The 14932-nt window shown below is 44.2% G+C and carries 15 protein-coding genes and 1 tRNA gene; 11 read left to right on the top strand and 5 right to left on the bottom strand.

Going from position 1 to position 14932, the window contains the following annotated elements; all coding sequences use genetic code 11:
* The first annotated feature begins 79 nt into the window (after nt 1-79).
* From rarD to H9653_RS00640, 4 genes are all read left to right on the top strand, one after another.
* The gene (gene rarD / locus H9653_RS00655; RefSeq protein ID WP_068404594.1) at nt 80-1150 is read left to right on the top strand and encodes an EamA family transporter RarD; all 1071 of its coding nucleotides are present in this window, start codon (nt 80-82) and stop codon (nt 1148-1150) included.
* 255 nt (nt 1151-1405) lie between these two features.
* The gene (locus H9653_RS00650; RefSeq protein WP_068404592.1) at nt 1406-2074 is read left to right on the top strand and encodes a glutathione S-transferase; all 669 of its coding nucleotides are present in this window, start codon (nt 1406-1408) and stop codon (nt 2072-2074) included.
* 92 nt (nt 2075-2166) lie between these two features.
* Nucleotides 2167-2430, top strand: a complete 264-nt coding sequence (locus tag H9653_RS00645; RefSeq protein ID WP_068404591.1) for a hypothetical protein — start codon at nt 2167-2169, stop codon at nt 2428-2430.
* Between the two features lie 68 nt (nt 2431-2498).
* A complete protein-coding gene (locus tag H9653_RS00640; RefSeq protein ID WP_068404589.1) occupies nt 2499-3620 on the top strand; it encodes an MBL fold metallo-hydrolase in 1122 nt (373 codons plus the stop codon).
* Between the two features lie 13 nt (nt 3621-3633).
* On the opposite strand, the gene H9653_RS00635 is transcribed toward H9653_RS00640, so the two are convergent.
* Nucleotides 3634-4599: an ATP-binding protein gene (locus H9653_RS00635; protein ID WP_082894271.1), complete on the bottom strand. Its 966-nt coding sequence runs from the start codon at nt 4597-4599 to the stop codon at nt 3634-3636.
* A gap of 96 nt (nt 4600-4695) precedes the next feature.
* On the opposite strand from H9653_RS00635, the gene H9653_RS00630 reads away from it, so the two are divergent.
* Nucleotides 4696-5718, top strand: a complete 1023-nt coding sequence (locus tag H9653_RS00630; RefSeq protein ID WP_191689713.1) for a serine/threonine-protein kinase — start codon at nt 4696-4698, stop codon at nt 5716-5718.
* Between the two features lie 82 nt (nt 5719-5800).
* Here H9653_RS00630 and H9653_RS00625 read toward each other — a convergent pair.
* The 4 genes from H9653_RS00625 to H9653_RS12625 all read right to left on the bottom strand — a co-directional run bounded on the left by H9653_RS00625 (nt 5801) and on the right by H9653_RS12625 (nt 9451).
* Nucleotides 5801-5885 (bottom strand) — tRNA-Leu (locus H9653_RS00625).
* Between the two features lie 220 nt (nt 5886-6105).
* Nucleotides 6106-7752, bottom strand: a complete 1647-nt coding sequence (locus H9653_RS00620; protein WP_068404582.1) for a sigma 54-interacting transcriptional regulator — start codon at nt 7750-7752, stop codon at nt 6106-6108.
* Between the two features lie 104 nt (nt 7753-7856).
* The gene (locus H9653_RS00615) at nt 7857-9209 is read right to left on the bottom strand and encodes a two-component system sensor histidine kinase NtrB (RefSeq protein ID WP_191689711.1); all 1353 of its coding nucleotides are present in this window, start codon (nt 9207-9209) and stop codon (nt 7857-7859) included.
* 38 nt (nt 9210-9247) lie between these two features.
* The gene (locus tag H9653_RS12625) at nt 9248-9451 is read right to left on the bottom strand and encodes a hypothetical protein (protein WP_227678635.1); all 204 of its coding nucleotides are present in this window, start codon (nt 9449-9451) and stop codon (nt 9248-9250) included.
* Between H9653_RS12625 and rimO the strand changes: the two genes are divergently transcribed.
* The 6 genes from rimO to H9653_RS00585 all read left to right on the top strand — a co-directional run bounded on the left by rimO (nt 9432) and on the right by H9653_RS00585 (nt 14910).
* Entirely contained in the window at nt 9432-10967 is a 1536-nt protein-coding gene (gene rimO / locus H9653_RS00610; protein WP_318242136.1) for a 30S ribosomal protein S12 methylthiotransferase RimO, read from the top strand. The two genes, H9653_RS12625 and rimO, sit on opposite strands and share 20 nt — an antisense overlap.
* Nucleotides 10968-11173: 206 nt before the next feature.
* On the top strand, nt 11174-11899 hold the full coding sequence (pyrH, locus tag H9653_RS00605; protein ID WP_068404576.1) for a UMP kinase: 726 nt from the start codon (nt 11174-11176) through the stop codon (nt 11897-11899).
* A gap of 150 nt (nt 11900-12049) precedes the next feature.
* On the top strand, nt 12050-12604 hold the full coding sequence (gene frr, locus H9653_RS00600; protein WP_068404574.1) for a ribosome recycling factor: 555 nt from the start codon (nt 12050-12052) through the stop codon (nt 12602-12604).
* Nucleotides 12605-12721: 117 nt separating this feature from the next.
* The gene (locus H9653_RS00595) at nt 12722-13102 is read left to right on the top strand and encodes a hypothetical protein (protein ID WP_191689707.1); all 381 of its coding nucleotides are present in this window, start codon (nt 12722-12724) and stop codon (nt 13100-13102) included.
* A 61-nt stretch (nt 13103-13163) separates the two neighbouring features.
* Nucleotides 13164-13916 (top strand): polyprenyl diphosphate synthase, encoded by a 753-nt coding sequence (gene uppS / locus H9653_RS00590; protein ID WP_191689704.1) that lies wholly within the window; start codon nt 13164-13166, stop codon nt 13914-13916.
* Nucleotides 13917-14100: 184 nt separating this feature from the next.
* Nucleotides 14101-14910, top strand: coding sequence for a phosphatidate cytidylyltransferase (locus tag H9653_RS00585; RefSeq protein ID WP_102076359.1), 810 nt, complete (start codon nt 14101-14103; stop codon nt 14908-14910).
* The last annotated feature ends 22 nt before the right edge of the window (nt 14911-14932 follow it).

Below are 14932 nucleotides of genomic sequence, written 5' to 3'. Positions count from 1 at the left end.
CCTCCGACGTTCGCGTCTGAGGCTTTTGTTTTTTTTCAAAATTGCCAAGGACGTGCGCTTATTTTTAAAGGCAATTGTTATGCTCCTCACCAATCAGACGTCGCAAGGCACCATCGTTGCAGTCGCCGCAAACTTTTTATATGCAGGGTTGTTTTTATTTGGTCTGTTGATGCAGCCGTTATCAGGGACACAAGTTGCTGCTTGGCGCGTGCTGATGATGCTACTCAGTTTGGTGTTACTGGTCAGTGTGCTGAAACAGTGGCAGCATATTTTTGATTATTTAAAAACCTTAAAGACGGCAAAAGAGTGGTTTTTATTTATCATTCCCACGCCGATTTTGGGTGCGCAAATCTGGATATTTATGTGGGCGCCGGTCAATGATTTGGGGTTGGAGGTGACATTAGGTTACTTTTTATACCCGATGATTATGATTGTCGTGGGGCGCTTTTTTTATAATGAAGACATGAGCTTGCTGCAATGGCTTGCGACCATTTGTGCGGCGCTCGGTATTGGCTATGATGTGTGGCAATATGGCAGCATTTCTTGGGCGACTTTATTTGTCTGTTTGGGTTATCCGCCTTATTATCTGCTGCGGCGTAAGCTTGCCGTACCGCCCATCACCGGACTTATCTCGGATTTGGTATTATTAACGCCGGTGGTGTTGGTGATATTATACTTAAGCGGCGGTTTTGAGCTGGCGTTCGCGACCGATAAGTTTTGGTATCTATTGCCGCTACTCGGTATTATTAGTACGGCGGCGATGGCGCTGACCATGGTTGGCAGCCAAAAGCTACCCGTGTCGCTATTTGGCACGTTATGCTACCTTGAGCCGATATTTTTATTTATATTTTCCATCACCATTTTGCACCAAAGTATCAATGACGGCGGCTCGCTGTTTATGTATGGCATGATTGTCATCGCGCTGCTGATTATGATTGCTGATAGTGCGCTTGGCTATTTGGCACGTAAGCGTCACGACCGCCTGCAAGCGTACAATGAGCCACAAGTCGGCAGTTTCCCGCCGCGCCGCCGCCTAAAAAATCGCCGTATTAAAGGGGTTTTGATTGCGCATCGCTTTCGTAAAATTAGAAAATATCAGCAAAAAATAGATAAGATAACGCGTAAAATTGAAGAGCTACATGCCAAATAAAACTGTCCTGCCAAGAAGCTAAATTAAACTTAGCAGATGTTGTTTTTCATTATATTTTTCGTTATTGCTCTACATAGTTTCTGTATTAAAGGGCGATTAATTGCGCTATTATCGACAATAAGGGCGCCTTGCTCAATCATGTTTCGTAACGTTCAATTGTGCTCAATAAAAGTCAATAGTGAAGGGCGGGCGTAGCCTATTAATATATGTCTTATTTAAGATTATCGCTTATTCACATTTTAACTAGGATGGTTTATGTTACATCTTCATCATTTAGCAAACTCACGCTCGTTTCGTATTTTATGGCTATTAGAAGAGCTTGGACTCGATTATAAATTGACCTGCTACGAGCGCAACAAGGCTTATCGCGCCCCAGACAGTTTAAAACAAGTACATCCGCTCGGTCATGCGCCCATATTAGAGGTAAACGATCGTGCGCTCGTCGAGTCGGGATTTATCATTGAGTACTTGCTTAAGCATTACGATAAAGAACGCCAATTCAAGCCTGCTGATGACAATGAAGCGGCATGGGATGCTTATACGTTTTGGCTACATTTTGCAGAAGCGTCACTCATGCCGCCATTGGTCATGCGTCTGGTCTTTACCAAAGTGGTTGAGCAATCGCCGATGCTGATCAAACCTGTGAGCAAAAGCATTCGCAATCAGGTGGAAAAAAGCATGATTAGCAAAAGTTTGGATACAATGCTGGCCATGATGGAGCAACATCTGCAAGATAATCATTGGTTTGCAGGCGCAGAGTTCAGTGCCGCGGATATTCAGATGCATCTTGCGGTCGTCGGTGCCAATGCGGGAGCAGGTTTAGATAGCAGTAAATATGCCAATATCTTAAACTGGCTAAAACGCTGTGAAGAGCGCGACGCCTTTAAACGTGCAGAAGAAAAAGGTGGGCGTTTAAAATTTTAGATGCAGCACACTTCATCATTAATAAATGACTGAATTCATATTAAAATAAAGGTTTTGTTTATTTATAGACAAAACCTTTTTTAGGATAAAAAATGACAGACTTAAATAAAACAAACAACCAGAAGACGGATGCTGGTGCGGTTACCGAACAACCCATTAATATGGCTGAAGGTCATAGCAATAACCAGCAAGTCTCTATCAAAGCGTGGTCACAAAAGCTGCTGGTAGTACTCCTATGTCTTGCGAGCTTTTATGGTGGCTGGAAATCCTATGAATCTAATATGGTCAATGAATGTACGGCCAATGGCGGTAAAATGATTGAGGGTCAAAGAACCATGCTATGCCAGTCTTTATAAAGTCGTCTTTATAAAAACATCACTATAAGAACGTCGCTATAAAAAGTATTTAGATAAAGAGTTTGCCTATGTTAAAGCTTACCTTTTTGGGCACCTCAGCGGGCGTGCCAACCAAGCAGCGTAATGTTACCGCATTAGCTGTTGAGTCTCTTAATCCCTATGCCTCAAACACCCAAAACACGACTCAATCTAAAAAATCACGGCCTTGGGTGTTGGTTGACTGCGGCGAAGGCACACAGCAGCAGCTCTTACATACTAAGTTATCTTTACATCAGCTCCAAGCAATTTGCATCACTCATGTGCATGGCGACCATTGTTATGGTCTGCCAGGGCTACTAGCGAGTACAGCAATGTCAGGTCGCCGTGAGCCGTTAATCATCGTTGCGCCAAAAGCAATCGCCACGTTGCTTGAAGCGGTAACTTTGACGACAGAGCTATATTTTCCATTTGTTATTAACTTTATGGCGATAGAAGATTTGCTCTCTGAATCAGATGAGGGAAATAAAACTCAAGTAACGATTACACTAGACAATCAGCATCAGCTGACGATAGGTATTTATCCTTTATCGCATCGCGTGGCCTCTTATGGCTTTGCCATCACCCAAACTATCAGCCGCCGTGCGCTGAATACTGATAAATTGACAGCCGATGGTATTCCAGCAAGCGCGCTGTGGGGCAAGCTGCAGCAAGGCGAAGATGTTGTGACCGAAGACGGACGCACGCTTTATTCAGCCGATTACGTCGATAATAACAGTCAGCGCACAAAGGTTATGGTGGCGGGCGATAACGATACGCCAGAGTGCCTAAGTGCTGCGGTAGTCGATGCCGATTTGTTGGTACATGAAGCCACGTATACTCATGAGGTGTTAAATAAGATTCAGGCAAAAAATCCAGACTTTGATCCGATGCACAGTAGCGCGCAATCGGTCGGTCAATTTGCCCAAGAAAACAGCGTTAAAAATTTAATTTTGACCCATTTTAGCGCCCGTTATCAAAGATTTGATAATCCTCATAGTGATACGCCCAATATGGCGCATATCCGCTTGGATGCCCAAAGTGCTTATCAAGGCAATCTATGGTTAGCCGCTGACTTTGATCAATATATGGTGAATGGCGCAGCTGACTTAGTAAGCGCAGAAGAGGGGAGCCGCGTACAGTATCTAGGCTCTGCACGCGACAATCATTCATGACTTATAGTCATATTTAAGATTGATTGTCCTCAGCTGCTAATTGCATTTGTCCTATCCAGTAACGGCTAAATTGATAGGCCACGCGCCCCGAGCGGCCACCGCGCTCTGATGCCCAGCGTAACGCCGCTGCTCTAATGACGTCAGGCAGCGTATTATTTTCCTCTGCATGATGATTACTTTCTTTAACGTCATTCGCATTATCTAGCTTGCGGTTTGGCGAAAGTGATAAATAATGGCGCACAATATGTAAATACGTGTTTTGATCCATCGGGTGAAAGGACAACCATAAGCCAAAGCGATCAGACAAGGAGACCGTTTCGTCAATGGTTTCATAAGGGTTGACCTCGTCAGTCTGACCGTTATAAATATTGACATTGTCTTTCATCAACTGCGGCAAAAGATGGCGACGATTACTGGTGGCATAGACGAGTAGCTTGTCTTGCTCGGAATCCAGTGCGCCGTCTAACACACTTTTTAGCGTCCGATAACTTTCATCTTGACCGTTAAACGCCAAGTCATCACAGTACACCACATAACGGCAATCACAGTCCGCTGGTAGCGCATTAATCGCAGCGCGTATCTTATCAAGCATCCGCAGGTCATCGCGAGCGATTTCGATAATACGTAGCCCTTCGCTATGATAGGCTTGTAGCAGTGCCCGAATCAGCGATGACTTGCCAGCGCCGCGTGTGCCTGTCATCAGGACGTGATTGGCAGGATAGCCCTTTAAAAACTGGCGCGTGTTTTGTACCAGTTTTGCCTTTTGCGTATCGATACCATGCAAGTCATCTAAACTTAAAAACAAATTCACTGCCAACGGCTCCAGGTGCCCTTGTTGACCGCCAACCCAACGATAAGCAAGCTGGGCAGGATCAATCTCGATAGTTGGCGTGACCTGCTCTTGCAAATACTGCTCAAGTAAATTTAATACATGGTCGGGTAGGGCGTAATTCATAACAGGCGTAGTAGATTGGGGCATAATACATAGTCGCTTATAATTTAGTTACTTATAATCATAAAAATGGCAGATTGCCTATTACATCTATCAAGTACATGCATCGAGGCAGCACTTATCATGAAAAATAGTGCCAGTAATCAAGCTGCAATTCAAGCAAAGCCAAAGCAAGACTTGGCAAAACAAACGTTGCAAACGGATGCGCAGCAAATTCTGCCTGTATTGACCATAGCATTCTTGGACTTGAAGTATAATAAGATAACACATCAGCGTATCAGTCAGCAGAGTGTCACTAATGTGCTTGAATATCAAGGTTTAACACGCGCCAAGCATCCCCAGTTTGGTGAGGCCATGATGAAATGGCAATTAAGTACCGATGCTCATCGATACGGATCTGATTTATCTTATGAGGCCGACGTTCTAAAATCTATCAATCAGTTCTCGAACCATCAGGGTAGATTTTCTTCTATCGCGCCGCCGCTATTAGCCAGTCATCATTTACAGCTACAAGTATTAAATAACAGTCAAACACTCACCATTGTTGTTATGCCAAATTATGCCAACGGCAGTGTCGCGCGCTATTTAAGGCAAAGCCTGACTGCCGAGCAAAAGCAGCAATTAATCATTCAAGCAGCAAAACTTATTGCCAATTTGCATCACATAGGTTGGCTGCATAATGATATTAAGCCGAGTAATATTTTGCTAGATGCTTTCGTGCCAAATCATAGGGCTATTGGCGGTATCGTACCTAATTTATTATTAACTGATTTTGCTTTGGCAGAACCCATTGATAATGGTATTACTCAAATAAATAAGAAAAATAGTACGGAAAATAATGCTGGCACGCCCGCTTACCTTGCCCCTGAACGCTGGCAAGGGCAAGGCGCAACGCTGCAAAGCGATATTTATGCGTTTGGGATAATGCTATATGAAATATTGGCAGGCGAGCGACCGTTTAAGATTGATAATCCGAGTGGTGCGCCGTTAAGAGAATGGGCGACTCAGCATTGCCAACAGCCAATTGCAACATTGCCGTTAGAGTATAGGCGCTATCAACGTATCATCAATAAAGCGTTGGCGAAGAGAATTGAAAAACGTTATCAAAGTATGGAAGAAATCGTGATGGATTTAGAAAGGTTATAATCATGAACGCTAAATGCTAGACACAAAAAAACCTGCTAAAAAGCAGGCTTTAATATTTGGTCTAAGATGTACTATCCGAAAATGGTGGGGCTGGAGAGACTCGAACTCTCACACCTTGCGGCGCCAGAACCTAAATCTGGTGCGTCTACCAATTCCGCCACAGCCCCATTTTCGTTACTCTATCATCAAAGGCAGTTAAATTCAAATGCCATCGAGATAGTTAACTGATTCGGTAGTGCGTCTCAGTGGTTGGCTATTATATAGAGTTTGAATCGTTTGGCAACCCCTATTTGCGATTTTTTTTAATTATTTAGCAATTATTTTCGATGTATTTCATAAAATACTGATATTTATAGGAATTTTTTATAATGATTTCTGGTTTTAATTTCAATTATTTTGCTCTGATGCGGTAATCTCTAATTGCTGTAATTTGCGGGTCAAAGTATTGCGCCCCCAACCCAGTAAGTTGGCGGCGGCTATCTTTTTACCGCCGCTATGATTGAGAGCAGCTTTAAGCAATACACGTTCAAACTCTGGCGTTGCGGTTTGTAAAATATCGGTTTCACCAGTTTGTAAAGACTGCTCAGCCCATATAGCCAACGCTTGCTGCCAGCTTTGCTTATCATTCGTTTGGGTCAGTTGACTGTTCTGGCTGTTTTGCATGTTTTGATGCACGTGATATGCCGCATTGCTTTGTTGCTCTACATTAGGGGTAATATTGTCTAGCAGCTCTGGCGGCAAATCCTCAATCATAACGATGTCGCCCGTGGTCATTACCGTCAGCCAAAGGCAAACGTTTTCAAGTTGACGGACATTACCGCGCCACGCAAAAGATTGCATCATCTGAAGCGTGGTAGGATGCAGCTGCTTTTCGGCGCTATTTAATTGGTTGGCGGCGCGCTGCATAAAGTAGTTTGCTAATGCAGGAATGTCTTCAGGGCGCGTCCGTAAGGGCGGCAAGGGCATACGAATCACATTAAGGCGATAAAATAAATCTTCACGAAATTTGCCTTGTTTGACCAATTCTTCTAAGTTTTGGTGGGTAGCGGCAATGATGCGTACATTGACTTTGACCGGCTGCTGTCCGCCGACGCGAAAAAACTCACCGTTGGCCAATACGCGCAGCAGTCGCGTCTGGGTACTGTATGGCATATCGCCGATTTCGTCTAAAAATAGCGTGCCGCCGTCCGCTTGCTCAAAACGACCTTGCCGCGTCGTCGTTGCGCCCGTAAAAGCGCCTTTTTCGTGACCAAACAATTCCGACTCAATCAAGTCATGCGGTATCGCTGCCATATTCAGCGCGATAAAAGGTTGCTGCGCTCTTGGAGAATGCGCATGAAGCGCGCCTGCCACCAGCTCTTTACCTGTGCCTGATTCACCAGTAATTAAAACGGTAATAGGAGAATGCGCTAAGCGTCCAATCGCGCGAAATACCGTTTGCATCGCTTGTGATTGACCGATGATACCGCTCGGATTGTTATTAATACCGCTACCTGTTGGGTTTTTAGGTTTAGGTTTAGATTTAAGTTCGGTGGTCGTTTTGGTTTCCTTTTTAGCTTTCTTGACAGTCTTTTGAGCAGGATCATCTGCATGACTTGCTATTACTAAATTCGGCTGATAATTAATGGCTTTATAAATTGTGGCAACCGCTTCATCTAAATCAAAGGGTTTAGGCAGATATTCAAACGCGCCAGTTTGATAGCTATTAATAGCAGAGCTTAGGTCGGAATGCGCGGTCATAATGACAATCGGTAGCGTAGGAAAATGCTGATGTACCCAATCACTAAATGACAGACCGTCCATCATTGGCATACGAATATCAGTCAATATCACATCTGGCAGTTGGTCAACTGATACGCGCTGTTGCAAGATATCGTTCAGGCGCGTCCACGCTGCTTGCGCTTGGGTAAAGCCAATAACCGTTAAGCCTGCCTCTTCAAAGGTATCTGCCAATACCAAGCGCAGCGCCGCATCATCATCGATAAGCCACAATGTCGCGGGAGTAGCAGCAGGATTATTGCCCACGGTGACCATAGGGATTTGCTCATTGCTCGTAAGGTATTTTGTGTCATTATACTGAGTCATGGGTTTCGCCTGATAAGCAGTGAGAAATGGAAAATGAATATAAAATCTTAGCCTTAACGGTCAGCGCTTGGCTGAGAAAAAGGCAGGTAGAGGGTAAAGCGGGTTTGATTGTGCTGATAATGACTTTTAAAACTGCCGCTAAAATCTTGCGCTTGCTTTGAGCTAACGTCAATCATACCATGATGGCGGCTGATGATATCTTGGACGATGGATAAACCTAGACCTGTACCAGCTGCGCGGTTGGTCACCATCGGGAAAAATATCTGACCGATTAATGCGTCGTCTATCCCTGAGCCGTTGTCGGTAATGGTGATTTGCAAGACTTGTTTGTGCTGCAAGCTACCGATGGTATGCTGAAAAACAACCCGCGTTTGGATATGCAGCTTAGGTTGATAGTTATCATTAATATCAGAGTGTTTCTGCGCAATAGCTGATGGAAAGTTGCCAAACGTGGCTGGCGTATTTTGTTGCAGCGTTTGCTCAAACTCAGTCATCGATTCACATGCATTATTCATCAGGTTTAAAAACACTTGGATTAATTGATCTTTATCCGCGCATAACTCGGGTAACGATAAATCATAATCACGTTGTAGCATCACGTCTGGATATTGATGAATGATTAAAGCCAAAACGTGCTCTAGCGGTTCATGGATATTGAGCATTTGCCAATTTGGCAATTGATGAGAGCCAAGAAGCTGCCCAATCAACTGGGTCAGACGATCGGTTTCTGAGATGATAATATCGGTATAACTCCGCAGCTTTGTCGCATTCTTTGTCAGGTTATTTTCATCCGCTACATTCAAATTTTCATTCACAATAGCAGAAAATTCATTAAACTTAATAAATTGCCGCTGTAATAATTGCGCCGCCCCGCGAATACCTGCCAATGGATTTTTAATTTCATGGGCGACCGAGCGTAACATATGACGGGCGACGCTATATTGCTGCTGCTGGCGCTGTTCTTCTGAAATACGACTTTGCCGGTCTTTGCCCCATATCTCTATAATAAAATAAGACTGCTGCTCATCGCTAACGGGCGTCACGCTATAATCCACAGATAACGTCAGTCCGCCGTTTAGCTGGGTGTGTATAAGGTGATCATGATCAATAAACGGCTGTTGATAGTGTTTTGCTTGACTAAAACGCTCCGTCAAAGAGTAAGTTTTGTCTTCTCGATTATTATTCCTAATAAGACTGTCTTTCAACGTCAACTCATCGGGCGCAAGCAGGGTCAAGATTGATTGACCTCGCAAACGTCCGCTGCTAATGGCAAGCAGCTGCTCGGCTTGCGCATTTAGCCACCTAATGGTCAGCGCTTCATCAACGCATAAAATAGCGGTAAATAAATGCTGTAATATAAACGTCGAATCTGGGTTCGGTTTGGCAATGGACAAATCAGCCGTCATGGATAATGCCTAAAATTAAGCGATACTGGGGATAATATTTAACCATAAATCAACACACTAGCGCGGCAAAACTGGCGATTATCACAAAAAAAACGTACAATGCGCACAGCCAATTTATCTCTAGCAAGGTCAGCCATGCCCAACACTTCTACCGAGTCGCTTAATACGACTGTTACCACCTCATCAATTTCTACATCGTCAGCTTCTGCCTCATCAGCTTCTATGCCAAAAAACACTGCCACTATTTTTAATCCTGCAAAGCCAAATATAGCGCAAGAAAGCAGTCAGGCAGATGTCAGTCAAGCAAACACTAACCAGCCTTACCACCATAAAGCCAATCACAATCAAAACCGTAGTATTGAGCAAAGTAGCGATGTGACGTTAGCCAATTCAGCGACGATTGATGCGCCCGTGAACGCTGCGCCAAAGATTGGCTTTGTATCGCTTGGTTGTCCAAAGGCGCTGGTCGATAGTGAGCGCATTATCACCGAGCTTAGTCGTGACGGTTATCAAGTTGCCAGCGACTATGAAGGCGCAGACTTGGTTGTGGTTAATACTTGCGGTTTTATTGAGTCAGCCGTGCAAGAATCCTTGGACGCCATCGGTGAAGCGATTAGCAAAAACGGTAAAGTGATTGTCACCGGCTGCTTGGGTAAAGAGGCCGATAAAATCCGTGCCATGCACCCAGCTGTGCTATCGGTTACCGGTGCGCATGCTTATGATGAGGTAATTACTGCCGTCTCGCAGCATGTGCCCAAACCCAAGCGCGATATAGATAGCAACTATGATCCAAAGATAGATTTGATTAATGAGGCGGGGATTAAATTGACCCCCAGTCATTATGCGTACCTTAAAATATCAGAAGGCTGCAACCATCGCTGTACTTTTTGCATCATTCCAAGTTTGCGTGGCGATTTGGTTTCGCGGCCGATTGATAGCGTGATGAATGAAGCAATGGCGCTGAAAAGCGCTGGCGTGAAAGAGCTGCTGATTATCTCACAAGATACGTCTGCTTATGGGCTGGATTTAAAATATAAAACCAGCTTTTGGAATGGCATGCCGCTAAAGTCGAAATTTTATGACTTATGCCAAGCGTTAAATGATTTGGGTATTTGGGTACGCCTGCACTATGTTTATCCTTATCCGCATGTCGATAAAGTGGTTGAGCTGATGGGCGAGAAAAAACTACTGCCTTATCTTGATATTCCATTCCAACATGCTAGCCACAGTATTTTAAAAGCGATGAAACGTCCGGCGCATAGCGAAAATACTTTGGCGCGTATCAAAGCGTGGCGTGAGATTTGCCCTGATATTGTTATTCGTTCAACCTTCGTCGTTGGTTTCCCAGGCGAGACCGAAGAAGATTTTCAGTGCTTGCTTGATTGGCTGGTCGAGGCGCGCCTTGATCGCGTCGGTGCTTTTACGTATTCAGAAGTCGAAGGTGCGGTCGCCAATGATTTGCCAAATCATGTACCTGAAGACGTTAAGCAAGAACGCTATGAGCGTTTGATGACACTACAGCAAGAGATTTCGGCACAAAAGCTGCAAGAAAAAGTCGGTAAAACCTTGATGGTATTGGTCGATGAGATTGATGATGAAGAAGGCATCGCGATTTGTCGTAGTTATGCTGATGCACCTGAGATTGACGGTCACGTCTATGTCGATGATATCACCGCGCAAGTCAAAGTTGGACAGTTCCTAACCGTCACGATCGATGACGCCAGCGAATATGATTTGTTTGCCAGTTATAAAGGTTAGAGAGCCACAACGATAACCGAGTGAAAGTTGCCCAATCGTGGGCAGTTTTTGCTACAATTAGCGCAATTTGGCTTTTTACCTATTTGACATCGTTTTTGGCGCTTATTATGCCATTTAGGATAATTTGAAAGGGTAAGCTAAAGTCCAATGCAATTTGTGTTTTACCGCTTATTTTCATTATAATTTCATGCTAACAAGGTGACCTCATGTCTGACAAAAACCCGCGTTACTCTCGTATCTTGCTAAAACTTTCTGGTGAAGCCTTAGCTGGTGGCAAAGAGATGGGGATTGATACCGAAGTGCTCGATAAGATGAGCTTGTCTATCGCCCACTTACGCGGACTTGGAGTACAAGTCGGTATCGTCGTCGGCGGTGGTAACTTGTATCGCGGTGCCCAGTTGCAACAAGAAGGCTTGGTCGGCCGTGTCACTGGTGACCAAATGGGTATGCTAGCCACTGTGATGAATGGTCTGGCCATGCGTGATGCCCTCGAGCGCCGTAATATTAAAACGCGTTTGATGTCAGCATTGCCAATTGGCGAAGTCACTGAAAGCTATAGTAGCCGTAATGCCATTCGTTATCTTAAAAATGGCGAAGTGTGTATTTTTGTCGCGGGCACGGGCAATCCGTTCTTTACCACTGATACCGCCGCTTGCTTACGTGGTATCGAAATCGAGGCGGGCTTAATTCTAAAAGCGACCAAGGTTGATGGCGTTTACGATAAAGACCCAAGCCTCCATGCTGATGCCAAAAAATATGACGGATTAACCTTTGATGAAGTGCTCGAGCAAAAACTTGGCGTCATGGATTTAACAGCGATTGCTTTATGCCGTGAGCACAACGTCCCACTGCAAGTGTTTGATATGACCAAGCCTAATGCCTTATTAAACGTCATTATGGGCGAAAATGAAGGCACGCGCGTTTATCATTAAACGCTCACTTTATTTATAGATGACTAAATGATTATATGAATAAAAATCATTGATGTTGTAAGCATCAATCGTTGCATAGGATTTATACCTAACAGCTTTATACCTAACAATAATGAGTGATTTATCGACAGCGATAAATAAGGATACATGATGATTAAAGAGATTAAGCAAGACGGCGAAGCACGCATGCAAAAAACCTTGGAAGCGCTTGAGACGACTTTTAGCAAAGTACGTACGGGCCGCGCGCACCCAGGTATGTTATCTGGCGTGATGGTTAGCTACTACGGCGCCGATACGCCATTGAATCAAGTTGCCAGCGTCAACGTCGAAGATTCACGTACTTTACTGGTACAGCCATTTGAGCGTAGCATGGTGCAAGCGATTGATAAAGCCATTCGCGAAGCAGATTTGGGCTTAAACCCGATGACTGCTGACGTTATTCGTGTACCGATGCCAGCGTTGACCGAAGACACACGCCGCGATATGCAAAAACTTGCGCGTAGTGAAGCGGAAAACAGCCGCGTTTCTATCCGTAATATCCGCCGCGATATGATGAATGACATCAAAGAATTGGCAAAAGAGAAAGAAATTTCAGAAGATGACGAGCGCCGCGCCAGTGATGATATCCAAAAAATCACTGACAAATATATTGAAACCATTGATAGCCGCTTGAGCAAAAAAGAAAGCGACTTGATGGAAGTGTAAACGATACTATAAAGTTGTTAGATTAATCTCCAAATAAAAAACTGGTTTCTTGCAAGTTGTATTTGTTAAGTGACCAGTTTTTTAGTTGCCAGCGTTTATGTTGTGAGGGTAATTCTAATGTCCTTAAATAGTTTTATCAATACTCTACAAGCTATAGCCGATACTCCTGAAGTAGAGACTGAACCTAAGAAGTATCCTATAGAAGAATATGTTACTAATGCAATCGCTTGTATGATGGAAGGCTTGCCAAATGATTTCTCTTTAGCTTATGTGAAATACAGTAAGAGCGTTAGCGAATCTGATGCTAATGTAATAAACATAAGTTATAAATATATCCTTAAGTCTGGACAGGAAGAAAGAGATTTTGATCCTGCGGATTATTTATATCCAGTAGGGTGTATCAATTCCATTATTGAGTATTATCCTTCTGATAACCCAAGCTGGAACTCTTTCATCATTGAGTTCACCCCACAAAGCTATGAAGCTAGATATTCTTAGTAAAGTGAAAATCAGTTCTCCTTTATTGCTGCAACTATATCAATACTAAAATGGCTATAAAATGTCTAAAGAAACCAATATAGAGCTCAAACCAAAACACATCGCTGTCATCATGGATGGCAATAATCGTTACGGTAAAATCAATCATTTAGGTAAAGGTCAGGGGCATATCGCTGGCAAAGATGCGCTAGACCCTATCGTCGAATACTGTGTCAGTACTGGTATTGAAGTCTTGACCGTCTTTGCCTTCTCTAGTGAAAATTGGCAGCGTCCACCGAGTGAAGTGGCACTGCTCATGCATTTGTTGAGCTTAACGATTAATGAGCAATTGCCGCGCATGCAAAAATATCGCATTCGCTTGCGTTTTATTGGTGATCGCAGTCAGCTTAGTGAAGACTTGCAAGCATTGATGTTAGATGCCGAGGCAAAAACCGCTGACTTTGAAGCGATGACCTTGGTAATCGCTATTAGCTACGGTGGTCAGTGGGATATTGCCCATGCTGCTAAGCAGTTGGCGCAGCGAGTCGAAGCGGGCAAGTTGCGCGCAGAAGACATCGATAAAGAGATGCTTGGCGGATATGTGCAATTAGCAGATGCGCCTGCGGTTGATATGTTGATACGCACGGGCGGCGAATACCGTTTGTCGAACTTTCTATTATGGCAATCTGCTTATGCCGAATTGTTCTTTACCCAAACCCTGTGGCCCGATTTTAAAGTCGCAGAGCTTGCAGCGATGATAGCAGAGTTTGCTCAGCGCCAACGCCGCTTTGGCAAAACCAGCGAACAAGTAGTGATAGAGCAGCAGAGTCCTTAAAATAATTTTAGCTAATAAGCGCTGTAGAAATAATTGCTTAAATCGTCCGCGAGGTTTGAATTACACTTGTTTGGTCTGTAATAAGCTGCTTTAATTGGCGTTAATCCTGTTTAATGGGCTATTATAGAGCGCTGTTATGCTAGATTTTGACCAAACATTTTTCGTTATATAAGGCTCGATAAGTATGTGGCAACGAATTAAGACGGCAATTGTTCTCGTTATTATCGTTGGTATTGCAATGTTTGCGAGCCAAACGCCTATTTTATTTGCACCGCTGCTAGCGATTGGCGTCATTATTGCCGCCCACGAGTGGACCAAACTGATGCCAAAGTGGCAGCAGCCTGCGTTGTTTGTGCTGTTGGTTTTGGCGCTGACCATCGTCTCGCTGATGTTTAAAGTCACCTGGCTGTTTTGGTGGGTAGCGTCACTCATTATCTGGCTGATGGCGCTGTCTTGGGTGCGAGTCTTTCCTACTCATACTAGCTGGTACGGTAAGAAATTAGCATTGATGGGCGCTATTATATTAACCGCTGCCATTACCGCTATGTTTTACTTATGGCAACTGTCCGCATGGTGGCTGCTGTATGTATTCTTATTGGTCTGGTGTGCTGATAGTGGCGCTTACTTTGTTGGGCGTAAGCTCGGTCGCCGTAAGATGGCGCCAAACGTCTCACCCAACAAAAGCATGGAAGGGCTAGCAGGCGGCTTGGTAACAGGTTTGCTTGTGGTCATCGTCATTAGTGTTTTTAAACTACAATTGACTGGCCTACCGTTAGTCGCTTTTGTAGCACTGTCAGCACTGACGATTTTGGCTTCTGTACTCGGCGATTTATTTGAGTCGATGCTCAAGCGCCGCGCTGACGTTAAAGATTCTGGAACGATTTTGCCAGGGCATGGCGGGGTACTTGACCGCATTGATTCGTTATTGTCTGCCACGCCGATATTTGCCCTTGGCTTTTGGGCGCTACAGCAGCTCGGTTTAATGGTCGTATAGCAATAACTAGTTTAAGAATAAA

The organism is Psychrobacter communis (genome assembly GCF_014836505.1).
Lineage (GTDB): Bacteria > Pseudomonadota > Gammaproteobacteria > Pseudomonadales > Moraxellaceae > Psychrobacter > Psychrobacter faecalis.
Note: the sequence above shows the minus strand (reverse complement) of the source record. Positions and strands in the feature narration are given on the sequence as shown.